Origin of the sequence: Pleurocapsa sp. FMAR1, from assembly GCF_963665995.1 — a bacterium.
GTDB lineage: Bacteria > Cyanobacteriota > Cyanobacteriia > Cyanobacteriales > Xenococcaceae > Waterburya.
Window position 1 is genome coordinate 1637140 of sequence record NZ_OY762512.1, and the last position, 26444, is coordinate 1663583.

General features: G+C 39.9%; 28 protein-coding genes. 14 read left to right on the top strand and 14 right to left on the bottom strand.

The features are described from left to right. Window positions 1-141: 141 nt before the first annotated feature. The 3 genes from SLP02_RS07960 to SLP02_RS07970 all read right to left on the bottom strand — a co-directional run bounded on the left by SLP02_RS07960 (window position 142) and on the right by SLP02_RS07970 (window position 2148). Window positions 142-1077, bottom strand: coding sequence for a cation diffusion facilitator family transporter (locus SLP02_RS07960; protein ID WP_413467342.1), 936 nt, complete (start codon window positions 1075-1077; stop codon window positions 142-144). Between the two features lie 103 nt (window positions 1078-1180). Then, window positions 1181-1810, bottom strand: a complete 630-nt coding sequence (locus SLP02_RS07965; RefSeq protein ID WP_319420126.1) for a DedA family protein — start codon at window positions 1808-1810, stop codon at window positions 1181-1183. A gap of 89 nt (window positions 1811-1899) precedes the next feature. Then, window positions 1900-2148 (bottom strand): Ycf34 family protein, encoded by a 249-nt coding sequence (locus tag SLP02_RS07970; protein WP_319420127.1) that lies wholly within the window; start codon window positions 2146-2148, stop codon window positions 1900-1902. Between the two features lie 84 nt (window positions 2149-2232). On the opposite strand from SLP02_RS07970, the gene SLP02_RS07975 reads away from it, so the two are divergent. Continuing rightward, the gene (locus SLP02_RS07975; protein ID WP_319420128.1) at window positions 2233-3453 is read left to right on the top strand and encodes a CCA tRNA nucleotidyltransferase; all 1221 of its coding nucleotides are present in this window, start codon (window positions 2233-2235) and stop codon (window positions 3451-3453) included. Window positions 3454-3462: 9 nt separating this feature from the next. Here SLP02_RS07975 and SLP02_RS07980 read toward each other — a convergent pair whose 3' ends face one another. From SLP02_RS07980 to SLP02_RS07995, 4 genes are all read right to left on the bottom strand, one after another. After that, on the bottom strand, window positions 3463-3789 hold the full coding sequence (locus tag SLP02_RS07980) for an HNH endonuclease (RefSeq protein ID WP_319420129.1): 327 nt from the start codon (window positions 3787-3789) through the stop codon (window positions 3463-3465). Beyond that, complete coding sequence (locus SLP02_RS07985) at window positions 3789-3974, bottom strand: hypothetical protein (RefSeq protein WP_319420130.1); 186 nt, start codon at window positions 3972-3974, stop codon at window positions 3789-3791. The genes SLP02_RS07980 and SLP02_RS07985 overlap by 1 nt, the downstream gene beginning before the upstream one ends. A 304-nt stretch (window positions 3975-4278) precedes the next feature. Beyond that, window positions 4279-5295: an SPFH domain-containing protein gene (locus tag SLP02_RS07990; protein ID WP_319420131.1), complete on the bottom strand. Its 1017-nt coding sequence runs from the start codon at window positions 5293-5295 to the stop codon at window positions 4279-4281. 82 nt (window positions 5296-5377) lie between these two features. Beyond that, a complete protein-coding gene (locus SLP02_RS07995) occupies window positions 5378-5812 on the bottom strand; it encodes an NfeD family protein (RefSeq protein ID WP_319420132.1) in 435 nt (144 codons plus the stop codon). 185 nt (window positions 5813-5997) lie between these two features. Here SLP02_RS07995 and SLP02_RS08000 point away from each other — a divergent pair, with 185 nt between their 5' ends. Next, window positions 5998-6282 carry a DUF427 domain-containing protein gene (locus SLP02_RS08000; protein WP_319420133.1) on the top strand — a complete coding sequence of 95 codons (285 nt, stop codon included), beginning with the start codon at window positions 5998-6000 and terminating at the stop codon, window positions 6280-6282. A gap of 583 nt (window positions 6283-6865) precedes the next feature. Next, complete coding sequence (locus tag SLP02_RS08005) at window positions 6866-8119, top strand: energy transducer TonB (protein WP_319420134.1); 1254 nt, start codon at window positions 6866-6868, stop codon at window positions 8117-8119. 367 nt (window positions 8120-8486) lie between these two features. Here the strand turns inward: SLP02_RS08005 and SLP02_RS08010 are convergent, their stop codons facing one another. After that, window positions 8487-9080 (bottom strand): rhomboid family intramembrane serine protease, encoded by a 594-nt coding sequence (locus SLP02_RS08010; RefSeq protein WP_319420135.1) that lies wholly within the window; start codon window positions 9078-9080, stop codon window positions 8487-8489. Window positions 9081-9470: 390 nt separating this feature from the next. Between SLP02_RS08010 and psbU the strand changes: the two genes are divergently transcribed. Both psbU and nadB read left to right on the top strand, forming a co-directional pair. Beyond that, window positions 9471-9881 carry a photosystem II complex extrinsic protein PsbU gene (gene psbU, locus SLP02_RS08015; protein ID WP_319420136.1) on the top strand — a complete coding sequence of 137 codons (411 nt, stop codon included), beginning with the start codon at window positions 9471-9473 and terminating at the stop codon, window positions 9879-9881. A gap of 266 nt (window positions 9882-10147) precedes the next feature. Then, the gene (gene nadB / locus SLP02_RS08020) at window positions 10148-11779 is read left to right on the top strand and encodes an L-aspartate oxidase (RefSeq protein ID WP_319420137.1); all 1632 of its coding nucleotides are present in this window, start codon (window positions 10148-10150) and stop codon (window positions 11777-11779) included. A 3-nt stretch (window positions 11780-11782) separates the two neighbouring features. On the opposite strand, the gene SLP02_RS08025 is transcribed toward nadB, so the two are convergent. Then, a complete protein-coding gene (locus SLP02_RS08025) occupies window positions 11783-12352 on the bottom strand; it encodes a DUF2062 domain-containing protein (protein ID WP_319420138.1) in 570 nt (189 codons plus the stop codon). Between the two features lie 403 nt (window positions 12353-12755). Beyond that, the gene (locus tag SLP02_RS08030; RefSeq protein ID WP_319420139.1) at window positions 12756-13541 is read right to left on the bottom strand and encodes a nuclear transport factor 2 family protein; all 786 of its coding nucleotides are present in this window, start codon (window positions 13539-13541) and stop codon (window positions 12756-12758) included. Between the two features lie 364 nt (window positions 13542-13905). Between SLP02_RS08030 and SLP02_RS08035 the strand changes: the two genes are divergently transcribed. The 5 genes from SLP02_RS08035 to SLP02_RS08055 all read left to right on the top strand — a co-directional run bounded on the left by SLP02_RS08035 (window position 13906) and on the right by SLP02_RS08055 (window position 18126). After that, window positions 13906-15306, top strand: a complete 1401-nt coding sequence (locus tag SLP02_RS08035) for a hypothetical protein (RefSeq protein WP_319420140.1) — start codon at window positions 13906-13908, stop codon at window positions 15304-15306. A gap of 861 nt (window positions 15307-16167) precedes the next feature. Then, a complete protein-coding gene (locus SLP02_RS08040; protein WP_319419761.1) occupies window positions 16168-16542 on the top strand; it encodes a helix-turn-helix domain-containing protein in 375 nt (124 codons plus the stop codon). A gap of 79 nt (window positions 16543-16621) precedes the next feature. Next, window positions 16622-17113 carry a transposase gene (locus tag SLP02_RS08045; RefSeq protein WP_413467140.1) on the top strand — a complete coding sequence of 164 codons (492 nt, stop codon included), beginning with the start codon at window positions 16622-16624 and terminating at the stop codon, window positions 17111-17113. A gap of 260 nt (window positions 17114-17373) precedes the next feature. Beyond that, the gene (locus SLP02_RS08050) at window positions 17374-17718 is read left to right on the top strand and encodes an OmpA family protein (protein WP_319423662.1); all 345 of its coding nucleotides are present in this window, start codon (window positions 17374-17376) and stop codon (window positions 17716-17718) included. 33 nt (window positions 17719-17751) lie between these two features. Further along, window positions 17752-18126: a hypothetical protein gene (locus tag SLP02_RS08055; protein ID WP_319420142.1), complete on the top strand. Its 375-nt coding sequence runs from the start codon at window positions 17752-17754 to the stop codon at window positions 18124-18126. A 79-nt stretch (window positions 18127-18205) separates the two neighbouring features. On the opposite strand, the gene dnaN is transcribed toward SLP02_RS08055, so the two are convergent. Continuing rightward, window positions 18206-19369 carry a DNA polymerase III subunit beta gene (dnaN, locus tag SLP02_RS08060; RefSeq protein ID WP_319420143.1) on the bottom strand — a complete coding sequence of 388 codons (1164 nt, stop codon included), beginning with the start codon at window positions 19367-19369 and terminating at the stop codon, window positions 18206-18208. 114 nt (window positions 19370-19483) lie between these two features. Further along, a complete protein-coding gene (gene dnaA / locus SLP02_RS08065; protein ID WP_319420144.1) occupies window positions 19484-20854 on the bottom strand; it encodes a chromosomal replication initiator protein DnaA in 1371 nt (456 codons plus the stop codon). 162 nt (window positions 20855-21016) lie between these two features. Between dnaA and def the strand changes: the two genes are divergently transcribed. Further along, entirely contained in the window at window positions 21017-21586 is a 570-nt protein-coding gene (gene def, locus SLP02_RS08070; RefSeq protein WP_319420145.1) for a peptide deformylase, read from the top strand. 91 nt (window positions 21587-21677) lie between these two features. Then, window positions 21678-22571, top strand: coding sequence for an ROK family protein (locus tag SLP02_RS08075; protein ID WP_319420146.1), 894 nt, complete (start codon window positions 21678-21680; stop codon window positions 22569-22571). Between the two features lie 271 nt (window positions 22572-22842). Here SLP02_RS08075 and rpsU read toward each other — a convergent pair whose 3' ends face one another. Next, window positions 22843-23019, bottom strand: a complete 177-nt coding sequence (gene rpsU / locus SLP02_RS08080; protein WP_106242834.1) for a 30S ribosomal protein S21 — start codon at window positions 23017-23019, stop codon at window positions 22843-22845. Window positions 23020-23420: 401 nt separating this feature from the next. Beyond that, window positions 23421-24023: a chromophore lyase CpcT/CpeT gene (locus tag SLP02_RS08085; RefSeq protein ID WP_319420147.1), complete on the bottom strand. Its 603-nt coding sequence runs from the start codon at window positions 24021-24023 to the stop codon at window positions 23421-23423. A 61-nt stretch (window positions 24024-24084) separates the two neighbouring features. On the opposite strand from SLP02_RS08085, the gene SLP02_RS08090 reads away from it, so the two are divergent. Together SLP02_RS08090 and SLP02_RS08095 are read left to right on the top strand one after the other, a co-directional pair. Continuing rightward, window positions 24085-24948 (top strand): tRNA (5-methylaminomethyl-2-thiouridine)(34)-methyltransferase MnmD, encoded by an 864-nt coding sequence (locus SLP02_RS08090; RefSeq protein ID WP_319420148.1) that lies wholly within the window; start codon window positions 24085-24087, stop codon window positions 24946-24948. A 297-nt stretch (window positions 24949-25245) separates the two neighbouring features. Beyond that, window positions 25246-26271, top strand: coding sequence for an HD-GYP domain-containing protein (locus tag SLP02_RS08095; RefSeq protein ID WP_319420149.1), 1026 nt, complete (start codon window positions 25246-25248; stop codon window positions 26269-26271). Window positions 26272-26444 lie beyond the last annotated feature (173 nt).

Here is a 26444-nt window from a genome sequence, read left to right on the forward strand (position 1 = left end):
GAATTAAGCTTTGGATCTTCGCACCTTTCTGACGGTAGAAAAAACCCAACCTTTTATGTCAAACGAAGGCAGAAGTAAGAAGGCAGAAGGCAGAAGGTTCGGAAGAGGCTTGCCCTAAACGGCTAGCAAAGCGATCCTAGGTTAGGCTATAGGTTCGGTACTGCCAAAGCTAATATCTTCTTCTTCGTAATCTGGAGGTTCAACGTGGATCAAAACTCGTACTTTACCAAAGCGTTTTTCTAAGTGTTCTTCTATTGTTTCTGTAATTTTGTGAGCAGCAATAATATCGTTAGTATCAACTATTAAGTGCATTTCAATAAATACCTGTCTACCTAATATTCCCCGCGAAGCAATCTCGTGACAGTTGAGTACTCCTGAAACTTCCATTACAGTATCATGGATGGCTTCTGGCGCGATCGCCATTTCATCAACCAGCCAGGGTAAGTTTTCTTTGATTACTTCCCAACCACTATAAAACACCAATAAAGCCACAGGAAAAGCGAGAATTACATCGAGCCATTCTAGTTGGGGGATATTGAGATTTTTTGCTTGCCAAACTCCTACTAATCCAGCAATCACAATAATTGTGACCCATATATCGCTCATGGTATGTTTGGCATCAGCAATTAAAATGGGGCTATTAACTTTTCTGCCTACATTGCGCTCGTAAAATGCCACAAAGATATTAATCCCTAAGACAAGCAACAAGAGCCATAGCTCAGTAGAAGTTACTTTGATTGCTGCACTTTCAGTATTTAAGAAGATTTTCTCTACTGCCCCGCGTAAAATTTCAAAACAGGCAATTCCTAGAAAAGCGGCAATTCCCAATGCGCCTATCGCCTCAAATTTCTGATGTCCGTAAGGATGTTCTCGATCTGGCTTAGGAGAAGAAAAACGATTGGTGATCAAACCCAAAACGTTGTTGACACTATCGGTGATACTGTGTAACGCATCTGCCTGTAAACTTAATGAACCGCTGGCTAAACCTAAAGTCAACTTCAAAGCCATTACAAACAAGTTTAACAGTAATGTTAGCCAGAGAACTTTGCGAACTTGAGAACGATTGTCTTGCATTATTGAGAAGAGAAAATCAACCAGATACTTGCTCTACAATCATAATCCGAAACATATTTATAGTCGCGATATGTTAATGCTTGTAGACATTAACTATATTTGTCCTTTAATCTTTGGGCAATAGTCTTTCTTGTCCGTATTCCCAGGCAAAGTAGGCAACGGCGATCGCAATTAACAATAGTAATGCAGCCACTCCAGCTTGAGTAGCCCAGGTAATGATTTGCTCTAAAGAAACAACTCGTCCCAAGAAAAAAGCCAGGGTAACAATGGTAGTTGACCACAACGCAGCACCACCCAGATTACAGAGCAAAAATTGTCTATAGGGCATTTTGGTAATTCCTGCCAAAGGCCCTGCAAAAATTCTCAGCAAAGTAACAAAACGTCCAAAAAAGACAGCCTGAGCAGCATTTTTACTGTAGCGATCTTTTACCAGTTCTAGCTGCTGTTCTTGGATTCTGAAAATGCTGCCAATTTTAACTATAAGCTGCCATCCGCCAATTCTGCCAACCCAATAACCAAAATTATCGCCCATAACTGCCCCTGCGATCGCACTACCCAAAACCATGCCATAATTCAATTCGCTGCTGCCAGCTAAAAATCCACCAACTATGACGATGGTTTCTCCAGGTAGGGGAATTCCCATATTCTCTAAGGCAATGCCAATAAACACTGCCCAATAACCGTAGAGGTGAGCAATTTCCTGTATAGTTTCTAACCTAAATAGCTCGATTGACATTCCACGGCTTAACAAAGTTGAACGCTATTACCCATACTGACGTAAATTAACTAGTAGTGTCAACTTTAAATAATTGAATCAACAATTGTTTAAGTCGGAACAGCTTCTCCTGGGCGTAGTTTTGACCATTTGCCAGATTCTTTGACAAAGCTCTGACAGCCGACTACATCCCACTCCATTTCAATAATTTCGCCTTGGGTACGAATGTTGACGTTAATCGTCGGTTCAATCGGTTCAAAGGTAGGATTTTCGGTTAAATGGGCTTGTTGGTGTTGAGTTTCTACTGCATTGTAGGTTTGGCAGTTATCAACATATTGGCAGTTGATACAGATACACATAATTTTTTAATTGAACTTCATGCTTTAATTGTTAATCTAGCTCAGATAACAGTACATAGTCACAATAAATTTAAATAAATTTAAATGCTTGTAGAACAACTAAAGTCATATTTAGATAGGGTAAATTTTCCCTGTGACTTGGATCGACTACCAGCAAACGCTTATTTGGTTGGGGGTTCGGTAAGGGATGCTTTGCTAGAGCGTTATAAAACCCCGATAGATTTAGATTTTGTTTTACCCGCCAAGGCAATTGAAACCGCTCAAGAAATTGCCAATTCCTATCATGGTGGCTTTGTGGTTTTGGATGCAGCTAGGGAAATAGCCAGAGTTGTTTTCCCTCAAGGAACTTTAGACTTTGCTCGTCAAGAGGGAAGCTTAGAAACAGATCTTAAAAGACGGGATTTTACGATTAATGCGATCGCTTTTAACCTGAAGTCTCAACAGTTAGTCGATCCCGTTGGAGGTTTGGCAGATCTCCAAAAGGGAATCATCAGAATGGTTGCAGCGAGTAATTTAGAAGATGACCCCTTAAGACTATTACGAGCATATCGACAGGCAGCACAGCTAGACTTTAGCATTGAGGACAATACGAGGCGAGCAATTAGCGATCGCGTTTCTCTATTAAAGACTATCGCAGCAGAAAGAGTTCAGGCTGAATTGAATTATCTTTTTGATGCACCCAAAGGAAACAAATGGCTAGCAGCAGCAGATGGTTTATTACAGTTTTGGCTACCTAGCATTAAGCCAGCGAAAATTGAGCAGCTAGATGCAGTAGAAGCTGCGCTTGAGGTTTGCCTTAATTCTGGTTTAAATCTGCCTGAATTTAACATTTTAGCCAAGCTGGCAACCTTGGTATCTACGGATGCAGCTACCGCTGAAGCTGAGTTAATCCAGCTTAAATATTCTCGCAACCAGATCAAAGCCGTCACCAAAACCGTACAGCATTTACCCCAACTGCAAATTATGACAAGCTTAATGAGCCTACGGGATCAATATTTTTGGTTTTTGGCAGTCAAAGACTTTTTTCCCTTATTGACAGTTAGAGCGATCGCTACAAGAGTATCTCCAGTAATCATAGATCCCTTAATTAAGCGTTATTTAGACCCTAATGATCCTGTTGCTCATCCCCAACCCTTAATTACAGGCAACGATCTAATTCGTGAGTTTAAGCTTAAACCTTCTCCCCTAATTGGCACAATACTGACAGAAGTTCAAATTGCCCAAATTGAATCAAAAATAGCTACGCCTCAACAGGCTTTAAACTTTGCCAACTCGTTATTAGAATCAAATAAGCAAAAAACGTAAGCAAAATTATCAGCCAGTAAATCTATTGCCTTTGCCTTTATTACAGTCGCTACAAAGTGTTTGTAAATTACTCATCGCGTTGCTGCCACCTTTAGAAAAAGGAATAATGTGATCTACCTCTAGTTCAGCTTTCTTAGCTGATACGCCACAAAATAGGCAACGATAATTGTCTCTTCTCAATACATCAACGCGAGTTGCAGCAGAAAGATAACGCGATCGCTTTTGGGTATTTTTTATTTTCTTCTTCGTTTTTTTCTGGCGTTTAGATTGAGGAGATGAAGCGATGATGGATTCTCGTATCAATCCCCTAATCAACTTTTTAAACGGATCGGACATTACCAATCACTAACAGCTTGGCTTATTCCATAAGCTGCTATACCAAGCACCACACCAGTAAGAACTATTTCAGTTGTTTTTATACCAAATGCAGTCCCTACAACTGCTACTCCAATACCTCCAACTGTCTCAGCTACAACCTTTCCTGCTAAAGCACCAGCACTAGCTGCTAATAATAATTCCATTTTGTTTTCCTGTATATAAATACACTTGAATTATATATCTTACAAAATGTTTAAACAAGCCTTCAAATAAAGCGATTAATATTTAAGACAGCTATTAAAATTAGAAACTAGTTCACATAATTAATGGTTCGGACAAAATTTAATTATTAACGAAACAATAGCTATCGAAGTCCTTTTTGAGCAAGTGTCGAAAGGGTTCCCCGGCATAAGCAAACTGTCTAACCCTTTAGGGGGTCGCTCGTCTAACTGTCCTAACTGTTGATAATGCGAATTATTAATTAGTTTCGCTACACAATTTGCCAATTTAACGATCGCGTTCGAGTCTTTCTAAATCTAACTTGACTGGATTGTATGGTTGTTGAATCGCTTTGCCGTTAGGATTTTGAGCAATTACAGACTGTACTCCTTCGATAGTAGAAATCATGCTGCGAGGATCCATAAACATTACTTTGCTGCTTTCGCTATTGCCAATTTCTTTACCCATTTCTAGATAGTTTTGTGCCAAGAGAAACTGTAAAGCTTCATGAGCATTAGGATTATCCTTGAGCTTTTCGATCACAATTCTCATGGCTTCGGCAGTGGCTTGAGCTTTGAGAATTTGCTCTTGACGCTCGGCTTCAGCTTTTAAAACAATTGACTGTTGTTCTGCCTCTGCATTTAAGATGGCTGCTTTTTTAGCTGCTTCTGCTTCTAGTAATTTAGCCTGAGCATTTCCTTGAGCCGAGTTAATAGCAGAATCTCGATGTCCTTCTGACGTTAAAATATTAGCTCGTTTTTGTCTTTCCGCTGCCATCTGCAATTCCATCGAATCTTGGACAGCTTTTGAAGGCATAATGTCTCGCAATTCTACCCTGGTTACTTTTACTCCCCAAGGATCGGTAGCAATATCTAGTTCTCTCAAGAGAATCTCGTTGATTTCAGTACGAGCGGTAAAGGTTTGATCTAGCTCCAATTGACCCATTTCTGAGCGAATTTGCGTTAGAACCAAGTTTACCATCGCATCCCGCAGGTTTTCTACTTTATAAAAAGCCTTGTACATATCCATGATGCGCCAGTAGACTACTGCATCTACGGTGATGCTCACATTGTCGCGGGTAATACAAGATTGAGGAGGTATATCTAAAACTTTTTCTTTGATGGTGTCGTGGTAGACAACTTTATCAATAAAAGGAGTAACGAAATTTAAGCCTGGTTCAAGCTTTTTTTTATAGTTACCTAAACTTTCAACTAGATATTCTTCTTTCTCTTTAACAATTTTGACCGATCCTGCTAGGGTAGTAGAACCTAATAACAATAAAGCTAAAGTTAAAAACTGTCCCATAATAAACTCCTTTTAAAATGTTTAATATTGCTTTATTTGTAACTCTTCTCTCAAAAAATAAACTTGTACGCTCGATTTAAACTTAACCATGATCTATCATCCTCGATGGTAAGACAATTAAAGTATTGCCTTGTTTGCGAACTACGTGAACAGGTTCGTTGGGGGCAATATCTCTGGTTTCATCAGCACACTTTGCTCGCCAAGAATTTCCTTCATACAAAACTCTGCCTATAGAGCCTGCGGGAATACCGCCTATAGCAGTAGCCTCCAAATCATCTCCTGTAATTGATATTCTGCGCTTGGGTGTAAACAAACGGCGTGACCAAATAGTTAATACAGTAGAAAAGATCAACCATAAACCCGTCAGTAAGGTATATTGTGGCAAAAATAGAGATGCGATCGCTACTAGAAAAGCAGCAATACCCATCATTAAGCTTACAAAAGCAGTAGGAAAAATGAACTCCATCAAACAGAGTATCGCCCCTGCAACTATCCAAAAAACAGTAGGATCAACCATAAGCAATAGTTTTTACCATAAAGAAACTTAAAATTTTAGATTGATGTTAAATATTTAGCAATTTCCTTTAATTCTAACTACTGCCAAGATCGAGATGTCCTAAAGTTATATATAAGTAATAAATAGACCCACACCATAACGTTTGCATATTAAAATTTAATAGTTGTCTAGAATATATTGATAAAATGCCTAAAGCAATTTGGAATGGTCAAGTCTTAGCCGAAAGCGATCGCACTGAAGTAGTCGAAAACAATCAGTATTTTCCCCCTGATTCAATCAATCAAGCATATTTTCGCGAGAGTTCTACCCACACTTCATGTCCCTGGAAAGGACAGGCTAGCTACTACACTATCGTTGTTGACGACCAAGAAAACAAGGACGCTGCTTGGTATTACCCAGAGACTAAAGAAAAGGCAAATAATATCAAAGGTTATGTTGCTTTTTGGAAAGGCGTAAAAGTAGAGGTATAAATAAGACTTGCAAGAATTATAAATTTTGGTTAGGTCAAAGTCAAACAAAATATCTGCTGGAAGCGTGTAAATTATAGTGTTCTTACCCTGTTGGATTTTGACATCGGGAAAAGTTACTTCTGGGAACTTGACCTGCGGAAATTCGATCTCTGGAAAAGTTGTATCTGGCAACTTAGGTTGAGGAATAGTGGGCTGAGGAATATTCACACTGTTCGCTGAATTTTCTTTAACATTGTCTTCCGTGGATAATTCTACATTCCGCTGACCGCCATCACACGCAGTTAAAGTGAATATCATCAAAAGTATTGTGACGAAGAGATAGATTTTGTTCATTAACTGAGCCAAGCCATTTTCTCTAGTTATTTTGAGGAAAGACCCCGCACCGACGCGGGGTCGCTCGCCTACCTACGAGCAAATCAGCCCCATTGTCCTAATCTAATTTTGTACGGCTATATTTATTGCCAACTGGATGAATTACACGTAACCTAAATCTGTAATTATCTTATTTTTCAAAATTGTTCAGTAAACTAGACAACTAGATATATTTTATCTAGATATATTTTTATTTTTATCGCTGCTGGTTATGGTCTACGAATCGAAATTAGATAATCAATTTAGTAAGCTGATTAATCCAGCACAGCTATGTTTAATAATATCCCTTGCTTTGCATCTGCTGGTTCTCAAGTTTGGTTTACCTAGCCTAAAATTTAACAATGACTCTGGCGAGAGAAAAGTTGCTGTGATTGAGCTTAGCCCAGAACAACAGGCTCGTTTACCCAATTTGTCTCCTGAGTTAAATACTCCCAATACTCCAAATATTAATAATCTGCCACCAATTGACAATAGCGAACCTGCTGCGCCTTTTGCCATACCTCGTTCTTTATTCCCTGGGTTAGGAGATCCTTCTAATTTACCGCCTGTTGCTATTCCCCCTCCTCCTAATTTTGATAATCTTCCGCCTCTGCCTCCCATAACTGATATTACTTTGCCTCCTGTTGGCGATTTATCAAAACTTCCTCTTCCACCAGAGATCGAGCCTGGTGATTTTAAGGTAGATCCATCTAAAGTTTCCTCTGCGACAAAACCGACCAAAAAACCTGGGCAACCTTCTAAGCCAGAAAATGCACAACAGCAAGCTCAAAAATCACCTCAAACAGCAGCTAAACCAGAGCCAAAACCTCAAGTAGAGCCAAAACCCACTCCTGAAAAAGTTGCAGCCAAAAAAGTTGATAATTCTCAAAAGCGCATTGCCAATTTGACTCAAAGCTTGACTAAAAATGAGGAGGGTACGACCGATGAAGATGCCAGAAAAAATTATATTGCTTGGCTAGCTAAGGTAAAAGAAATAAAGCCTGACGAAATTGAAGCAACAGGGACTTATCCACGAGATGCCTGCATTAGAAGACTCAAAGGGACTAGTGTATTTGGAGTTGTCGTCAATGCCAAGGGTGAAGTTGTCGATCTAGATTTAATCAAGGGTGCGAAATATCCTATTTTTAATAAACAGGGGGTAGAAGATGTTGCTCAGCTTGTTTTGGAGAACAAAACTAAAAAACCAAAACCCTATCAGGTAACGCTCAATTATGAATATGACCCCGAAATTTGTCCTTCTTTGACATTGCCGTCTATTAGAACAGAAGAGTCACAAAAAGCTGCACCTACTCCTGCGCCAGCACCAAAGCCTAAACCCGAACCGAAGCCAGCACCTACTCCTGCACCAGCACCTGCTCCTACGCCATCATTAAAAGATCAGTTAAGAAACATAAAACTTCCTAGTCGCAAACCTTCAGATTTGAAAGACACCCCCTTGCCTGAACAACCAAAGCTTGAACCATAAACCTAAAGCTCACTTAAACGGTGGAACATATATTGCGTCTTAATACCGTTCGGTTAAATATCAGACAAGAAAAAGAAGCAATCCAATTAGGATATGCTTCTTCAACTATATTACCGAGTTGATGATAATGACGAGATTAGTCTGTCATTACCAATTTAATTATTTCACAAGCATTTTGTAATCTAGCAAACTTCATAAAATCTTTGTTGCGTCTACATTTTAAATACATAACTAAATTCAACGTTAAGGCTTGAAGTCAGAAGTCACATACTCCGCCTCGTCCAACAACGTAGGCTAAACGGACGCACGTATGCGGGAGCCAAACCCTTTACACTGTGAGCGTTGGTCAATAACAATGGCATTTAAGTTATCCACGGAATCTTTTCTCTTGAGCAATTATTTTAGCAGCGATCGCACCACCAATAAAGCCAAATAAATGTCCCTGCCAAGATATTCTCATACCAGAAGGAAATACTCCCCAAATTAAACCACCGTAAGCTACGGCAACAAATATAGAAAGGGCAATAGAAGGAAAATTTCTCTGGAAGTAACCCCGCAATAGTAAAAATCCCAGGTATCCATAAATCAAAATGCTGGCACCAATATGAATTGAACCTGGTGCGCCAAACACCCATACCCCAATACCGCCAACTAATGCGCTCAGAAAAGAAACAATATAAAAGTCTTTAGTTTCCTGGATCATGGTCAACCATCCCAAGATAATAAAGGGGATGGTATTAGCTATCAGATGTCCAAAACTTCCGTGGAGAAAAGGAGCAAATAATATTCCTCGTAAGCCAATGACTGTGTGAGGCTGGATTCCATAGCGATCTAAACTGCCTTTAAACACAAAAAAATCAAGAATTTCAATTGCCCAAAATATAGTGACCGAAATTATTAAAATTTTAAATTCTTTCAAAATGGGTTTTTTGCTTGCCGACTTTCGATAATAGCTACTCATTACAATTGTAAATTATATACTCGTGATGCTGCCGACCGAGTTTTGTTGTAACTGTCAATCAATCTACTAATACTGATTAAGATCTGGTCACAACCTAAAACTAGAGACAAGAGAAATTCGATTTAAACAACCAAATATACAAACTGTTTAATTATGTCTATAGTCAACCCATTTTGTCGAGGGCAGTAGCTTTAAATGAAACTTAGTATTTTAAAAATGTAGTGAAAGAATTATGATATATATCAATAGCATCTGTTAAAAGTTCAATTTGCTAATAAGCATAAGAACCTTAATAGAGAAGAAATAGAAAACAAAAATTAATATTTATGGACAAGCAACTAAACTTACTCTGTAAATAAAACATCTTTAAATTAGGAGGAATTAGAATTGATGAAGAGATTTATCGGCATTATGACGGCATTATTATTAATTGTAGGTTCGTGGGGTTTTGCAGGTGCGGCACAAGCAAGCGAAATGGGGATATTTACAGTACATTCCTCTAATCTATTAGCTCGCGTCAATACATCTGATGCCAAACGCCAAGAGTTAATTAGAGGAAAACTTGATTTAAATAACAGTGATGTTCGAGAATTCCGTAAATTACGTGGATTCTATCCTAATCTTGCCAGCAAAATAATCCAAAATGCACCTTATGAATCGGTTGATGATGTGTTAGATATACCTGGCTTGAGTGATAGTCAAATTGAACGTTTACAGGCGAATCTAGACGAGTTTTTTGTTACAGATGTAGAAGCTTCGATGAATTCAGGTGGAGATCGCTATAATCCTGGCGTATATTAAAAGAGGAAAGACCCCCTAAAGGGTTCGACAGTTCCTTCAAGCGGGGGAACCCCGCCAACGGACTGTCTCACCGCGTCGCCGTCAGGCGCAAGGGAATGCTTTCCGATAACCATAATTACCATACCTATCAACGGTTGCAGATTTATTCTAGTCAGAAAAAATCAAGCAATCTGTTACTTTTTAACCACGTTCAATCTAAAAACGTGGTTTTTTTATCACTATATGTCATCATAAATCCCAATTAAGACGTGTCTAAATAATTAAAATTGAATCATTTTAAGTTCGATGTAGTAGTGGTAGGTTCGGGGGCTGCTGGGCTATACGGGGCTTTATGTTTACCCCAAAGCTTAAAAGTTGCTCTAGTTACCAAAGATCAGCTAAATACGGGGGCAAGCGACTGGGCTCAAGGTGGAATTGCAGCAGCCATCAGCCAGAATGATTCTCCTGTGCTGCATCTAGAGGATACTTTGAAAGCGGGAGCAGGATTATGCGATCGCAACTCCGTTCAATTTTTGGTTGAGAATGCAGCAGAAGCCATTGCATCTTTAGTAGAAATGGGGGTGGCGTTTGATCGTCATCAAAGTCAGCTAGCTATGACTTTAGAAGCTGCCCATTCTCGCCCTCGCGTACTTCATGCTGCGGACACTACAGGCAGAGCTATTGTAGCCACCCTTGCCCAACAAGTATTACAGCGAGGCAATATTGAGGTAATGTCTCAAGCTTTTGCCTTACAGCTATGGTTAAATCCGCAAACAGGTAACTGTCAGGGCATTAGCGTCCTGAAAGAAAACAAAATAACCTGGATTCATTCCCCTGCGGTGATTTTAGCAACAGGAGGAGGAGGTCAAGTATTTTCTCAGACTACTAATCCCGAAGTTAGTACTGGAGACGGTGTGGCGATCGCTTGGCGTAGTGGTGCAGTTATTAGAGACACAGAATTTGTACAGTTTCACCCCACAGCCCTAACTGTACCTGGCGCACCACGCTTTTTGATTAGTGAAGCCGTAAGAGGAGAAGGAGCGCATTTAGTAGACGAAGACGGACGACGTTTTGCCTTTGACTATCATCCAGACGGAGAATTAGCCCCTAGAGATGTAGTCAGCCGAGCCATTTTTACCCATCTCCAAAAAACGTCAGCTAGCAATGTTTATCTCGATCTTCGACCCATTCCTAAAGATCGCATTCGCTATCGTTTTCCCAATATTATTCGTGTATGTCAACATTGGGACGTGGATTTATTTATCAAGCCTATTCCTGTTACTCCCGCAGCACATTATTGGATGGGAGGAATTGCTGTAGACACGATGAATCATACTTCAATTTCTGGTTTATATGCTGTAGGGGAAACAGCAAGTACGGGAGTTCATGGTGCAAATCGTTTAGCCAGTAATTCTTTATTAGAATGTGTTGTTTATGCTTCCCAACTTGCCAAGCTACAGCCTCATAGCTTGCCTCAAATTACGCCTCCTGAAACTCTGGAAATCGACCTTAGCTGGGATAAAGAAATGGAGTTAGTTAACTCAATTAGAAATCAATTACCAGATCTAGTTTGGCAGAGTGCGGGAATCTGCCGTACAGAAGAAACTATGGAGACAGCGATCGCTATTGTGGCAGATTGGCGATCGCAGTTAGCCAATCTTTCTTTAAATAAGTATGTTCTTAATTTATCTCCCCCGAAACAAATCAAGCTAAACTCCAGTACAGCCGAGTCACAGCTAAAGTTCTATGCCGAGACGCTAAATCTAGTCGATACTGGCTATCTAATCCTCAAAAGTGCTGCTTTTCGGACTGAAAGCAGAGGAGGACACTATCGTCTTGATTATCCTCATGCTCTGCCAGAGTGGTCAGGACATACAGTTATTCAAGGACAAAAATGGAATAGATCACCATCAGAATAAACTTTACTTTAGTTTTCTTTTCTTAATACGACGATTATTTCGCCATCGCTCTAATATAGCCAAACCATAAAAATAAGTGATGACAGCCAAAATCATACCCACTACAAAGCTTCCCATCAGCAAAGCAATGGCAAAAGTTGCACCTTGTTCTTTAAAAGCAGCAAAGGATTTAAGATCTAACGGTAAAGAGACAGTATCTTCGGTTCTTAACAACAGCTTGCCGATTTTATAGTTAAAAACAAAAATTGGTACGTAAGTTAAAGGATTGCTGATCCAAGTTGCTGCTACGGCTGCGACTCTGCTGCCTTTAAACATAGTAGCCAAAAAAATACCTAGTATGCTCTGCATTCCCAGAAAAGGAAAACATCCGGCAAAAACTCCTACTGCTAATCCCTTAGCAACAAACTTAGGTCTGCCGCGCAATCTCCATAGTTTAAGGTAGGTCAACCGCAGGGGTTTTCTCAGCCACAAAAACTTTTTAGATCTACGGGACTTAATGTATTTGGGTGAAGATTCTGGCGGAGTTAAAACATGGGACGCTGGCGAATTATGGCGGTGATGCTTCTGATTCATGTCATAAGTTTTACTCTTGAGTCAAAACACCAGGGATATTAATGCAGACTTCAATATATTACTAAGTAATCAAATTGTTTTTCCTGGATAATTGCACCTTTTAAAATTTAAATCAAGACCCAGAAGGGGTTCAAGTAAACGGTGCTGCTCTTGTTTTCTCTCTTGAGTAGTATTGCTAATTTATTTTTTCTTTTATTAAATATATTGTCACTGAAGTAAGAAACTGTTTGTAAAGTAAATGTTAAGGATGGAGAGGTGAAGAAGTAATGGATGTATGGAAAATAGAGTAGATTCACTACTTCAAACACCCCAATCACTTTCATCACCCCAAATACTACCCTACCCAACAGGAGAATTTAATTTTCTTACAAACAGTCTTTAAACAAGTTTGGCAAAATAAGCTTTATTTTTTTTGATTAGCTTGCTTTTTTAGAACATTAACTCGATGAGTCAGCATTGTAATTCCATCGCCACGAACCAAAATAGCTGAAAGCCAATCACTTTCTGGTAGCAAAGATGCAGTGGCAGTTTTATATATTCCTCCCGCTGGTAATGGTTCTAATTCTAAAGCTGTAGGGTTAAAATATAGACTGCTGGCGGTTTTCTCTTCTTGAACTGCTCCTAACAACACGTTATCGTTTACAGGCTGATTGACAATCAGATCGAAGTTATATTTTTCACCAGTCATAACATTTTCGGGAGCGGTAACTTTGACCTGAGGAGGGTTGCTTCCAGAGGTTAGTCGAGACTGTTCTGCTAAAATTTCTTGCCGAACTAGTTTCTGGTTTTGAAAATACTGACGAGATTTAATCGTGGAGTTCAAACGCATTGCTCTGCCTTGAGCTTGCTGCATTCCCGCAATAGTAGTGGTAGTTTCTGCTACTAATTGATTGCCTTGTTTAGACCAGGAATTAATCTTGGTTGTGTATTCTAGCTGAGGATAACTTTGCCACATCTGCTTTAGGCCTCTGGCTAAAGAATCCGTAGTTAAACCATCTGTATTAGTAAAATTATTACTGTAATACTCGATTACGCCATCAAGGTCTTGGTCGTTGGCAGCCTTTTCAATTTCAGCGATCGCCTTAGTCAATTCTTCTGGCGCGCTAGCTGCACTTTCAGCTTTGGCTACATTGGCAACACTACTAATAATTCCTGCACTTAGTAACAAAACAGTCGCAAATCTTTTCATTTATTTAATTTAATTAAGGTTAATTTACATATCCAGAGAAACTTTAATGGCGTTTCTGGTTAGATTGAATGGCTCAATTTATAGTTCATCTTATCTTTATCATATTGGAAAGCAATCTTTACGTAATCTTCACCATTGGCAATAGTAAAAGACTCACAATAGAATGGTGAAGAAAGTAAAAAACTCGATAAGACATCAATAACTTTAATGTTTCTTAATAGCTAACCAACTAAAAGCCGATCTTAAAACTTGAATATTTGATTTAAGTATTTACGCTGATCGAGTAATACGTATCATCAAGATTCTTAGTTTAAATACTAGTTTTTTTAGCCAAGCAACTTTTTTCCTTTACCCCCATAGCTGAATGAAAGCCATTGTAGCAAACCTACTCTTTGGTAGCATTTTCGGTTGCCTTGGCTGTCCTAGTATAGTCCTTGCCAAGCCGATAGCTGCTGAGAACCGACCTCAAAAACCTACACCTGCAATTATCTCAGCAAAACTTTTGTCATACGCTCAATTGCCTGTTGTACCTCAGATTATTAACTTTGTCGATCGTATTCTAACCGTTAATAAAGAGGATAATATTAGTTTTGCTGTCGATCAAAATCTGCAAATAAGGTTGCGTAATAACCAACGCTCAAAGATCATCTCTAACTTCAGTTCTAAGATCGATCTGCAAAATAACCAAGACATATCCTTAGACAAGCTTCCCTATACTTCCTATAAAGACGATAGAGCTAATCTAGCTTTAGGTTTTCAGAATACTTTTTGGTCTGGTGGTAACAATCATAAATATTGGGGTTTAACTACAGTTGAACAATGGGGGGGAAATCCAAACCAAAAATTAAACATCGCTAAACTCAATTATTTAGATGCTGCACCAAAATTGTCTTCAGGGAGTTCAACTTTAACAGTATCTGGAGGCGGAGAGCAAAATCTTGCTAAAGAAGCTGATATTTCCCGCGAATTTGGCAAATTTCGTGGGGGAGTAACCTATCATCACGGCATAGCAAATCAGGTAACTGTGGGAGTAGGGTTTGTTTACGAAGATTTGTTAGTCGGTTTTACTCAGCTAACCTACGAAAGCGATCTTTTGCCTGTAAAAACCACCGTTTCATTATTGGCAAAAGAATCTGGTATAGATTTACATTCCCATGTTCGTCTACAGCCTAGTAAAAATTTAGTCTTAAACTATTATAACGACGACAAAAAGCATAAGTTTGATGCTAATTGGGGTATTGTTCCTGGTTTAACTTTGGTCGCCAAAAGCAATAGTAAAGATAAATCTTTTAGCACAGGTATTAAAGTAGCAGTGCATAACGATTTTCTCTCTCTTTCTGCTAATGCAGTGGTAGACAATAACAACAACTTATATTGGAATTTAAATTCGCAAATAGGTCGTTTAAAAATTGCCTATGGCAATAATCAACAAAAAAGTACAGCCGAACTTAATTTTAGGCTACTTGACTCTGATGTCTATGGTTTTCAATGTTCTACATTTTTAAAATACGAAGCTCACTTAGTCAACCAGAACCAGGAACAGTTTACTACTTTGGGAGGTAGTCTACACTCTGGCAAAATAGTTAACCAAAATAACCATCTATGGACGTTTGAGCTTGGCTATGGGCAAGGTTCTCATGGTAAAGGTATAATCGCCAGTAGTTCTGTTGCTCTTAAGCCTAATCTGTTTCTTAATTTGACTTATCACGAAATCTCACCCACATCAGACGATACGAAAGTCAAAGTGCTGTTGAGTTCTAAGTAGGTTGAGTACATGGACATAAATAACGTCTAATGTGAATTAGCGGTCAGACCCCCGCGCATGGTTCGTGCCTTTGCTTATGCCAGGGAACCTTTTCGACACTTTGCTCGCCCTCGACAACCAAGGGGTACCCCCCGCAGGTACCTCAACGGGGGGAACCCCCGCAACGGTTTTGCGAAACAGCCTTGCAGGAACGGCGGCTTTTGAGTGAGAAGCTTCCCACTCAAAACGCGCCTTGGCTTTCCCTCCGCAGAGGACTGTTGAGGGTGTCTCGCAACGGGTCATAGACGAGGCGTGTTTTGCGAGAAAGGACGCTTCGTCCGCATCTGAGTCCGTTGGCGGGGTTCCCCCGCTTAAAGGAACTGTCGAGGTTGGGTCAGAGTATTCTGTCCCAACAGGCGAGTGGAACAAGCCCCCTAAACGGGGGCGTTTCCTCGCCTCAAAAACTGCCGTCCGCAACGCAAGTGTCTCACCACCGCAACTGCTTCACCGCGTCGCCGTCAGAGCGGGTGGAAACGGATGGCGGAAGAGTGAAGTAAGAATACTCTTACTCAACAGGCGAGTGGAGCCAAGGGGTACCCCCCGCAGGGAGCTTGGGAAACCCAAGCATTTCCTCGCCTCAAAACGCGCCTTCTCTGTCCAAGAGCCTGTCTTGAGACAGTTGTTCATGGGGGAAACCCCCGCCCTCGACAGTTCCTTCAACGCGGGGAACCCGCGCAACGGACATCACAAGGGGGCGAATGCATTCGCCCCCTTGTGATGTCCGTTGACGTGACGACCCTCCCCAAACCCCTTCCGTATAAGAGTATACAGCGATTTGCATCTAAATAGGGGACAATAAAGTGTTATAAAAATAGGTAACAAATGAAGCCTTATTCTGTAGATTTACGAGAGAAGATAGTTAGTGCGATCGAGAAAGGTGATAGCTCGGTGAGAAAAGTTGCGCTACGCTTCGGTGTGAGCAAAAACTGTGTCCAAAGATTGATTACTCAGAAGCGGACAAAAGGGCATATCCTGCCAGGGAAGCAGGGCGGGTCGATGGTAAGTCCTGTTCGGAAATATAAAGCCGAGCTGATAGCCATCTTTAAAAAACAGACTGATGCGACTTTAGCAGAATACTGTGAGCTACTTTTTGATGAGACGGGACTATGGGTAAGTCAAAGTACGATGTGTCGGACATTTCAGAGATTAAAATTACCACTCAAAAAAAACACTTCGCTCCAGCCAAGCAATTCGTGAGCGCGTCCAGCTTCTAAGAGCAGAGTATTGGGCAAAAGTTAAAAATGTAGATCCCCAAAACCTCGTGTTTTTAGATGAAATGGGTGTTTTACTCGGATTGATGAGAACTCATGCTCGCGCTGCACCTGGAGAGAGAGCCTATGACTACAAACCGTTTGCTCGAGGTAGCAAGGTAAGTGTTATCGGCGCAATCAGCGAGTCTAAAATACTAGCAGTAATGACGCTTAATGATTCAATGGCTGCGGCTGCGTTTGAGGTTTATGTTTCTAGGTGTTTAGTGCCTCAGCTATGGAAAGGAGCAGTGGTGGTGATGGACAATTTGCCTGCACATAAAGTAGAAGCTATTGCACCTTTAATTGAAGCAGTGGTCGCGAAGATTTTGTACCTGTCTCCATACTCTCCCGAATTTAATCCAATTGAACATTGGTGGTCACAACTCAAGGCTTTCCTGAGACAATTTTCTCCCAGGACTTCCAAAAGGGTCGATATGCTGATTAAAATAGCGATGGATTTAATTAATCCTAAACATTTGCGTAACTGGTTCGCTCACTGCTGCTACTGTCCCTCTTAAACCTGCAAACCGCTGTAGCTACAATATTTGTTTCACTGACTAATTTATTACTCTAAATTTATACAGTGGTAGTTGTTACTCCAAGCAAATTATTGAACGTCTTTTATGACAAGGCTTTTCGCTGATTAATAGCAGTAGACTTAATTCACATCAGACGTAAATAATTACAGTAAATTCCTGCTGACTTCTGACTACGTGGGGGTAAGCTCTTTGTGACCTCTGACCTCTGACTAGCTGCGGTGGTTACACCTTGCTGACTTCTGGCCTTTGACAAAGCTAGTCTTCGACCCGATGCTGAAGTCGCTCTGCAACAAATCTCGAACTCGATCGCCCAACGATCTGCCAATGGTCTCATTGAGATCGATGGACACACTGATTCGGTTGGCAATGATGCTTACAACCTGAAACTCTCTAAACGCAGAGCAGAATCTGTGCAGCAATGGCTGATCGTTAATAAAAGTATAAAACCTGAGCAGATGACAGCCGAAGGACTGGGGGAAACTCAGCCAGTCGCGCCCAATACTAATTCCGATGGCTCCGATAATCCCCAGGGACGACAGAAAAATCGACGAGTTGAAATTGTTGTTCGTATCAGTAGTTCTTAGTCTCTTTCCATCCGTCATTAGTAAGTATTAGTTATGTCAAAAAAGCTGCCTCGCAAAGAAAGACGATTTCAGGCAATTCGTCGGCTTGAGGGTGTCGAGATTAGGGTGCAAAAGCCTTGTACTTTCTCCTGGGGGGATATGCAGGGCGATCGCCTTGTCAGGAAGTGCCCCTTCTGCTGTCTCAACGTTTATGACTTCGCCAGAATGTCTCGCGCTCAAATTCTGGCTCTGGTTAATCAGCACGAAGGCAAGCTATGCGCTCAGTTCTATGCGCGAGCCGATGGAACAATGACCGTAGAACCCTGTCACCAGAGCGGAGAGGGGGATCGTTTTATCCGAGGTGGGTTAATCATTTCACGACAAGCTGAAGTAGGATCTGCAACGTCAATGAATGCCAGCGACGGTTGAGTTTTAATACCAATTCTCTAGATGAGCGTGGAATAGCGATATTTTTACGTCTACTCTATAAACACTTACTAACAATTAATTAATTTCTAATTTGTACAGGCATTACGAGGTAGGTCATATTTAATCCTCCCAGAGGTGTAAAGATAACTGGTTGATTCCACTCGTTTAACTGCATTTTAATTTCGGCTGCGGGAAGTGCCTTTAGTCCGTCCATTAGGTATTTAATATTAAAAGCGATGTCTATATCTTCGCCTATAATTTCTGCGGGTAAAGTCTGTTTGGCATTGCCTATGTCCTGAGCATCTGCTGAAACTATTAACTCTCCCTGGTCATTATTGATGCTAAATTTGACCAAGTTATTTTTTTGTGCTAATACTGCTACCAGTTCTAAGCTGCTCAACAATCTTTTGCGATCTAAAATAATTTCACGGGTAAAACTACTAGGTATTAATTGTCCGTAGGCAGGATAGTCTCCTGGTATATTTGCACTAGTCAATAGGCGATCGCCCAATTCAAAAATGATTATCTGTTCATCAAAGCTAACCTTGACTAAATCCGTTACTTGTGAATCACCGACAATTTTTTCTAGCTCTCGTAATGCTTTGGCAGGAATAGTTAAAGAAAATTCGGGTAAGGTAATTGCTGATTCTGGATCTTCTGAATTTAGATCGGCAGCGACAACTGCTAAACGATGACTATCAGTAGCAGCAAATTCTAAAACATCTCCTAAGTTATCTGTTCCCAAACCCTGAGTTTTAAGATGTACTCCAGTAAGCACCTGTTTAGATAGTTCTGTAGAGGCAGCAAACAGGCATCCTCCTAATCCTTCATTCAGTGCCGAGATGGGCAATTCAATTGTTTTTCCAGTTTGTACAGTTGGTAATTCGGGAAATTCGTTGGCTTCAATACACGTTAGTTGAAATTGTCCTGATGCAGAACTGATAGTGGCGAGACTTGCCCCCTCAGGAACATCTAGAGTAATCTCCATTTCTGGTAAACGAGTTACGATATCATTTAAGAGTTTGGCTGGTAAGGTAATACTGCCACCTTCGATAACTTCGGCACTAAAACTAGTTTTGATGCCCAAGCTGCCATCAAAAGCAACGACGCTAACCTTCTGGGTTGTTTCTACTGCCTCAAGCAAAACATTCCCCAATACTACCGGTTCTGGGCGAGAAGGAACGGCACGACTGACTAAGGAAAGATTATTTTTTAGATCGCTTTGACTACAAACAATTTTCATCTCGAAATTAGAATTAACTAATATTTTAAAACAAGTGTACTATGAAATTTTCTTAGCATTTTGTGGAAAAGCTGTGGATAACTGCGGAAATATGCTCTTAAGCTGTGGAAAAGATCAATCTTGAGATTTTTGCCGACTGACAAAATTAATGCGATCGCTCAATAAAGAAATGGTTTGATTAAGCTGGCGATCTACTCTGATCTGTTTAGAAATCTTGTCACAACTATACATGACTGTGGTGTGATCTTTACCGCCAAACTTTTCACCGATGCGGGGTAGACTTAAATCGGTGTGTTGACGCATCAGATACATAGCAATATGTCTAGCCTTACTAATTTCGCGCCGACGAGAACTCCCTTTAAGATCTTCAGCCGAAACGTTTAAGATTTCGACTGCCACCTCAATAATCGTATCGGGAGAAGCAGTAATCTGTTCTATCTTAGGATTGAGTACCGTAGCTATATTTTCCACCGTCATCGACAAACCAGAAAGGGAAATATAGGCGGTTGCTCGAATTAGTGCGCCTTCTAATTCTCTAATGTTTGAAGTATATTGACTAGCAATATATTCGATCGCCTCTTTGGGGAGATAAACATTTTCATATTCCGCTTTTTTTTGCAAGATTGCCATGCGGGTTTCCAAGTCTGGCACTTGAACATCGGCAATTAAACCCATAGAGAAACGGGAACTCAGACGTTCTTGCAGTTTGGGAATTTGATTAGGAGGGCGATCGCTAGCTAAAACTACTTGTTTTCCTGCTTCATGTAGGGTGTTAAAGGTGTGGAAAAACTCCTCTTGAGTATATTCCTTACCCTCAATAAATTGAATGTCGTCTACCAGCAAAATATCGGCAGAACGATAGTGTTCGCGAAAGGTTTGAATACTATCGTTGCGAATTGCAGTAATTAGATCATTAGTAAATTGTTCTGTGGAGACATAAAAGACTTTAGCATCGGCATTAATTTCTAAATGATAATGCCCAATCGCCTGCATCAAGTGTGTTTTGCCCAAGCCTACCCCACCACAGAGAAAAAGAGGGTTAAAATCTCTTCCAGGAGACTCGGCTACAGCTAAAGAAGCAGCGTGTACCATGCGATTAGTCGGTCCCACCACAAAGCTATAAAAAGTATATTTAGGATTTAATTTAGCTGGCTTGAGTGAATTCCTAGTTGTCGGAAACCCATACTTTTGAGAGGCAATCTTAGTCCGATCGGTTAAAAAAGCCAGACTTTCTCCCTGTTGAGATTTTAAACGAATCTCTAAAGTTTGACCGCTGACTTCAGTGACCACATCACTAATAATATTAAGATAGTGCTTTTGCAAATGGTTCATTACAAAGGCATTGGGAGTTAAAATAGTCAGACAGTTTGGATTCAAATCTTCAATAGTAGCATTTTGAATCCAAGTCTCAAAAGTAGGACGACTAAGCCGTTGTTTGAGATGTTCTAAGACTTGTTCCCATAGCTGTTCTGAAGAAATTGCCACTCTATGTTTATATATTTTAATAGTGATTAGTGATTTGAAGATTTTATCAGTTGATTTGAATTAAAATTGCTAATATTTAACATCTGTTTTCAATGGTTAAAATTTACTAATTATACAAAGATTATTCAAGTAAGCTCAAAAAGCAGCTTAAGAAAGATAAATATGGCAGAATTACCGAAAATCGCCCAAATAGGCGCATACATTCTCCGAACCAAAGCTAAATCTGTAATTAAGATTGAAGACAAGGATATCTTATCTCTAATTGACTCTTTAATCGCCACAGCGATCGCCAGTAAAGGAGTGGGCATTGCTGCACCCCAAATTTCGCAACCCTATCGACTGTTTATTATCTCATCTCACCCCAGCGATCGCTATCCCCACGCCCCAACTATGTCGCCAACGGCAATGATTAATCCGCGGATTTTGAATCATAGCCAGGAAACAGTAAAAGATTGGGAAGGATGTTTAAGTGTACCAAATGTTCGGGGTTTAGTTCCTAGATATCGCCAAATAGAGGTTGAATATACCACTCAAGTAGGAGAAATTAAGCAGGAAGTATTTACAGACTTTATTGCTCGTATTTTTCAGCACGAACTAGATCATCTTGACGGTATCTTGTTTGTAGATCGAATTGAGAATGAGGCAGATTTATATACAGAGGCGGAATATCAGGAAATAATTACCGATGTACGGGCGAAAGTCAGAGGTCAGAGGTCAGAGGTCAGAGATTAGCTGATTACTAATTACTTTGGTGGGCATTAGTATAAGTGTCTTTTTTATGATAAATAGAATTTTATTTCATGCCCACCCTACAGTTAAATAAATGAAAGAAGCGATCGGTGTAGACTTGGGCGGTACAGCAATTAAGATGGGGCGATTTCTCCCTGATGGAACTTGTCTTGAGTCAATTTCTTTGACTACACCCCAACCTGCTAATCCTCAGCCAGTAGTAAAGGCGATCGCTCAAGGAGTCAATCAGCTTAATCGAGATCATACCTGTATTGCGATCGGTCTGGGTGTTCCTGGTCCCACAGACACAGCCAGGCGCATTGCCAAAAAATCAATTAACCTCCCAAGCTGGGACAATGTACCTGTTGCCGATTGGTTAGAGGCACAAACTGGATTACCAACTAGGTTGGAAAATGATGCTAACTGCGCTGCTATAGGCGAGGCTTGGTTAGGCGCAGGTAAACAATTTAGAGATTTTATTCTCCTCACTCTAGGAACAGGCGTAGGCGGAGGAATTTTTCTTGATGGCAAATTATTTACTGGACGCTGTGGCGCAGCAGGCGAGTTAGGCTTAATTACTCTTAATTCTGATGGTTTTCCCTGTCGTAGCGGTAATCAGGGTTCATTAGAACAATATGCCTCTATTGGTTCAGTTATTCGTAATACAGACAAAGAACCCGCAGAAATGGGGAGATTAGCAGAATCGGCAGATCAAACAGCTTTAGCCTTTTGGCACAACTATGGTAAAACTTTGGGTGCAGGTTTAGCTAGTTTGATCTATGTTTTAACTCCTGAAGCGGTAATTATTGGCGGAGGAATTAGTGCAAGCGCTCGGTTTTTTCTGCCCAGTGCTTTAAAAGAGATTGAGCGGCGGGTAGTGTCTCCTTCTCGTCCAGGTTTACAGTTGCTTACTGCCAAATTAGGAAATAAGGCAGGAATGTTAGGCGCAGCTAAATTGGTTTGTGACGAAATGAAATTTAGTGAATAAACTATTGGTGTAGCCGATTTGATTTTCTCTTATTTTGCTATTAGTTTTAATTTGTATATTAGTTAGATACCTGTAGCAAAATCAACGCTAAAAAAGCAAAGCGATCGCATCTGTCATATTACCCCAGTGCGATCGCTTTGCTTTAAACATGGTGATACCGCCTTGCTAACTGTGTTACTGATTACATATTTATTTTCCATCTATCTGCTGATGCACAAGATAAACTAGATTTATATATGGGTAACGAGAGCCAGAGCAATCGTGAACCCGTTTAACGGTAACGTTTTTTGCGACGGGCAATTGCTTTGCGTTTACGCTTCTCAATTGGTGTTTCGTGGTGACGACGACGTTTAATGTCGGCGAAGATACCTGCTTTTGATACTTGACGTTTAAACCGACGCAGTGCAGATTCTATATTTTCGTTTTGTCCAACAACCACTTGGGTCATTAAAAATCATCCTCCAAATTTGCTTACAATAATCGTGAATACTACCATGCTGTAAAGGTAGTGAGGTTACGGATTGTTCAATCCGCTTGGAGACATAATCTAAAACAAACCTCTAAATTATGTCTTTATAAAACTCACCAAATCAAAGCTGGCGTTCACTTTGTTAATATTTCGTTTATTGTCTAGTAGCTTATTGCTGTTAAGCTTTTTATTATAGCTTTGAAGCAGAAAGCCTATCTAGTGTTCAACATGAGACTCTAATTATAACTATTTTAGTATTCTCAGCATTACTAAAATAGTATAGATCAATAACCTAGTTCTATTTAGAGCAATATCAAAGAAAATCTAGATTTAATTCTTTAATATTTGTTTAGTTTCAATTGTCGAATAGTCGTTTGCGCTTACAGATTTAGTTCCTTGGCAAAATTTTGACATTTGCTAAAGTGATATGCACCCATTAATGCGCCCCAAGTTCCTTTACCTGTCTGAGGGTCAATGCCTTTATCAAAGGTTTCTAACTCGTTGGCTGTGGCTTTAAATCCTAAAAAAACTTGAAAAGTCGTACCTTGGTAAGTAACGCTACAGGGTGTATCTACCAAAGGAGTAGTTTCAAAACAGTATTGGTCGTTGACAAGCTTTTTACTAGCTACTTGAAGGGTACAGTTAGGCAAAAATTCAATTTTCTCTGGTGTTATTTGTTGAATCAAATCCTTATTTTGTCCTGCGCCCTGAGCCGTAGTAATATCTTTGAACATATAAAATTCTACTTCTATAGTTTCTTTTTGCCTGAGTCGCATAATCCTTGGTCTATAAGGCTGATCGAGCTTTAAAATATTAGCTTGTTCGGCAAATAAGGTAATGCTGTCTTCAGTAAAAATTGGCACTGGACGTATCCAAAGTCGCAAATTAACATACCAGGCTGGTTGTTCTAAAGCCTGTTGTTGATTGGCAAATTCTCCAGCTAAATAGGTAGCTAAAGTAGTTAATTGAGTCGAGAAATTCATTAAAAATAAATATTAATTCGGGCTTAAAGTTGATTTATCAGCAACCTTAATTAATAATCTCATGGAAGATAGCTCTTTTACGCCTCGACCTACAGAGGATGGTTCATATACATTTTTCTCAGAAGAGTTTCAAGAAACTTTTCATTCGTCTTTTGGCGCAAAACAAGAAGCTGAAGTAAGATATGTCGAACCATGTCTAATCAAGCAATTGGCAGCACAACAGTCTACTATCCGCCTTTTAGATATTTGTTATGGTCTCGGCTACAACAGTGCTGCTGCTTTAGAGGCAATTTGGTCGATCAACCCTAAATGTAGAGTAGAGTTAATGGCATTAGAAATATCAGCAGATGTTCCCCGTCAAGCTATAAAATACGATCTCTTATCACAGTGGCAACCTGCTATCCGTCAGCGATTAACACAATTATTCAATAAATCTTTAATTGAAGATGATTTATTAGAAGCTAGGCTACTGTGGGGCGATGCTAGAAAAACGATCGCGGCGCTCGCCGTCAAAAACTGGCAAGCTGACGCTATTTTTTTAGATCCTTTTTCTCCACCAAAATGTCCTCAACTATGGACTGTAGAGTTTATTAGTTTGGTGGTCAAATGTCTTCATCAACAAGGAAGACTGGCAACTTACTCTTGTTCTGCTGCCGTTCGGACAGCGTTTTTGTCAGCTAATCTAGATATTGCTTCGATAACTGGTGCTGGTCGTAAGTCTCCAGGCACTTTGGCTGTTCATAAGTATAAAAAATTACCAGCACTTTCTCAGCAAGAGCAAGAACACCTTAAGACTCGTGCGGCGATTCCTTATCGAGATCCAAATTTAAAAGACAACGCCGAGACAATAATTGCTAGACGACAGCAAGAACAACAAAGCAGTAATTTTGAACCTACGTCTCAGTGGAAAAAGCGTTGGTTGTAGTTAGATATTTAGCTTATGGTTAACCGTAAATCTATTTAAAGGCAATTTTTTGCTTTTGCTTGTGGGATTTCTTTTCCTTGTAAACTCCGTATTATGCTCAATCTCAAACAATAAATTACTATTCATAATAGTATTATTGGCAATTTAAACAACTTTGTATCAATTTTGTTTTCAAATTAAAAGATCCGAGCTAGGCTTAGAGCAACGGTTAGCTATGATTAATATTTTTTGTACCAAAGCTTAAAAGTTGAATGCAATGGTTTATTGAGTATCTGGAATTTTTTTTAGCATAAAGTAATGAAGAAAGTTAGCGATTTTCTCTTGGCGACAATCAATAGCAATAGTTATCAAGTGAACAAGAATCCTCGTCTTACCTCTGCCAAAATTCTTGTTGTTGATGAAAATCCTCTCAGTCGGATGACGGCAGTCGATCTTTTATCATTAGACGGATATGAAGTGATTGAAGCCTATGACATAGCTTCAATTTTTGAACACATTAATCAGCAAAAGCCAGACTTGATCTTGCTAGACTTGATGATGCGACAGATAGACAGCTTTGCTTTATGTCGTCAAATAAAAGCTGATTATCGTACTGCCAATATACCCGTTGTTTTGACAACTTTAACTGATAGCCGAGAAAATCGGATTAAGGTTATGGAAGCGGGGGGAGATGATGTCTTGGTTAAACCTCTCAATCGAATTGAACTATCTACAAGAGTTAAATCTTTAGTTGGTCAAAAACCTGCCAATCAAGAATTAGACCAAACTGAACAAATTTTATTTACCATTGCCAAGGCAGTAGATAGTCGTTCAGTTAGTCGCGGTAGTAGCGATCGCGTGGTAACTTTAATTGAGTCATTTGGTGAGTATCTTGGTTTAGATGACGAAGATATAGAAAATCTAGCTTTTGCGGCAAATATACACGATATTGGGACGATCGCTATTCCTGATGCGATAATGCTCAAAGCTGGAGAATTAACTGTAAAAGAGAAAGAGTTGATCACTCAGCACGTTTTATTCGGTGAAGAAATTTGTCAGCCATTACGTAACCGTAGCGGAGTGTTACCTATTATTCGTCATCATCATGAGCGATGGGATGGAACAGGATATCCTGATGGTTTATCGGGCGCAAAAATTCCTTATTTGGCACAAATATTTCAGGTTATTGATATTTACGATGCCCTGACAAGCGATCGCCCTCATAAAAAAGCCTGTAGTCCTGCTGAAGCTTTAGAAATTATAGTCGAAGAAACTAACGAAGGATGGCGTAATCCCGATCTGGTTGCTGAATTTACTACCTTTATTCGCTCTCAAGAACAATAGATGAATTAGTCTTAGTCTTCGTTTTTTGCTCAAGCCTGCTGAAAAATTTAGTAGGTTGTTTGTTATTGATAGTGACAATTCATTAGTAGCTAATAGCCAATAGCTTTTTGGTAAAAAGATACCCGATGACAGATAATAATATGCGGGGACTTACGATCAAAAACAAAATTACT

Excerpts from the sequence above, each read along its gene's own strand:
- SLP02_RS08095 (WP_319420149.1), top strand. The coding sequence starts at position 25,246 with ATGAAGAAAGTTAGCGATTTTCTCTTGGCGACAATCAATAGCAATAGT.
- SLP02_RS07995 (WP_319420132.1), bottom strand. The coding sequence starts at position 5,812 with ATGGTTGATCCTACTGTTTTTTGGATAGTTGCAGGGGCGATACTCTGT.
- SLP02_RS08035 (WP_319420140.1), top strand. The coding sequence starts at position 13,906 with ATGAAAGCCATTGTAGCAAACCTACTCTTTGGTAGCATTTTCGGTTGC.
- SLP02_RS08055 (WP_319420142.1), top strand. The coding sequence starts at position 17,752 with ATGTCAAAAAAGCTGCCTCGCAAAGAAAGACGATTTCAGGCAATTCGT.
- SLP02_RS08075 (WP_319420146.1), top strand. The coding sequence starts at position 21,678 with ATGAAAGAAGCGATCGGTGTAGACTTGGGCGGTACAGCAATTAAGATG.
- SLP02_RS07985 (WP_319420130.1), bottom strand. The coding sequence starts at position 3,974 with ATGGAATTATTATTAGCAGCTAGTGCTGGTGCTTTAGCAGGAAAGGTT.
- SLP02_RS07975 (WP_319420128.1), top strand. The coding sequence starts at position 2,233 with ATGCTTGTAGAACAACTAAAGTCATATTTAGATAGGGTAAATTTTCCC.
- SLP02_RS08010 (WP_319420135.1), bottom strand. The coding sequence starts at position 9,080 with ATGAGTAGCTATTATCGAAAGTCGGCAAGCAAAAAACCCATTTTGAAA.
- def (WP_319420145.1), top strand. The coding sequence starts at position 21,017 with ATGGCAGAATTACCGAAAATCGCCCAAATAGGCGCATACATTCTCCGA.
- psbU (WP_319420136.1), top strand. The coding sequence starts at position 9,471 with ATGAAGAGATTTATCGGCATTATGACGGCATTATTATTAATTGTAGGT.
- SLP02_RS07990 (WP_319420131.1), bottom strand. The coding sequence starts at position 5,295 with ATGGGACAGTTTTTAACTTTAGCTTTATTGTTATTAGGTTCTACTACC.
- SLP02_RS08000 (WP_319420133.1), top strand. The coding sequence starts at position 5,998 with ATGCCTAAAGCAATTTGGAATGGTCAAGTCTTAGCCGAAAGCGATCGC.
- SLP02_RS08045 (WP_413467140.1), top strand. The coding sequence starts at position 16,622 with ATGGGTGTTTTACTCGGATTGATGAGAACTCATGCTCGCGCTGCACCT.
- SLP02_RS08040 (WP_319419761.1), top strand. The coding sequence starts at position 16,168 with ATGAAGCCTTATTCTGTAGATTTACGAGAGAAGATAGTTAGTGCGATC.
- SLP02_RS07980 (WP_319420129.1), bottom strand. The coding sequence starts at position 3,789 with ATGTCCGATCCGTTTAAAAAGTTGATTAGGGGATTGATACGAGAATCC.
- SLP02_RS07970 (WP_319420127.1), bottom strand. The coding sequence starts at position 2,148 with ATGTGTATCTGTATCAACTGCCAATATGTTGATAACTGCCAAACCTAC.
- SLP02_RS08025 (WP_319420138.1), bottom strand. The coding sequence starts at position 12,352 with ATGAATCAGAAGCATCACCGCCATAATTCGCCAGCGTCCCATGTTTTA.
- SLP02_RS08005 (WP_319420134.1), top strand. The coding sequence starts at position 6,866 with ATGGTCTACGAATCGAAATTAGATAATCAATTTAGTAAGCTGATTAAT.
- dnaN (WP_319420143.1), bottom strand. The coding sequence starts at position 19,369 with ATGAAAATTGTTTGTAGTCAAAGCGATCTAAAAAATAATCTTTCCTTA.
- SLP02_RS07965 (WP_319420126.1), bottom strand. The coding sequence starts at position 1,810 with ATGTCAATCGAGCTATTTAGGTTAGAAACTATACAGGAAATTGCTCAC.
- rpsU (WP_106242834.1), bottom strand. The coding sequence starts at position 23,019 with ATGACCCAAGTGGTTGTTGGACAAAACGAAAATATAGAATCTGCACTG.
- SLP02_RS08090 (WP_319420148.1), top strand. The coding sequence starts at position 24,085 with ATGGAAGATAGCTCTTTTACGCCTCGACCTACAGAGGATGGTTCATAT.
- SLP02_RS08085 (WP_319420147.1), bottom strand. The coding sequence starts at position 24,023 with ATGAATTTCTCGACTCAATTAACTACTTTAGCTACCTATTTAGCTGGA.
- SLP02_RS08030 (WP_319420139.1), bottom strand. The coding sequence starts at position 13,541 with ATGAAAAGATTTGCGACTGTTTTGTTACTAAGTGCAGGAATTATTAGT.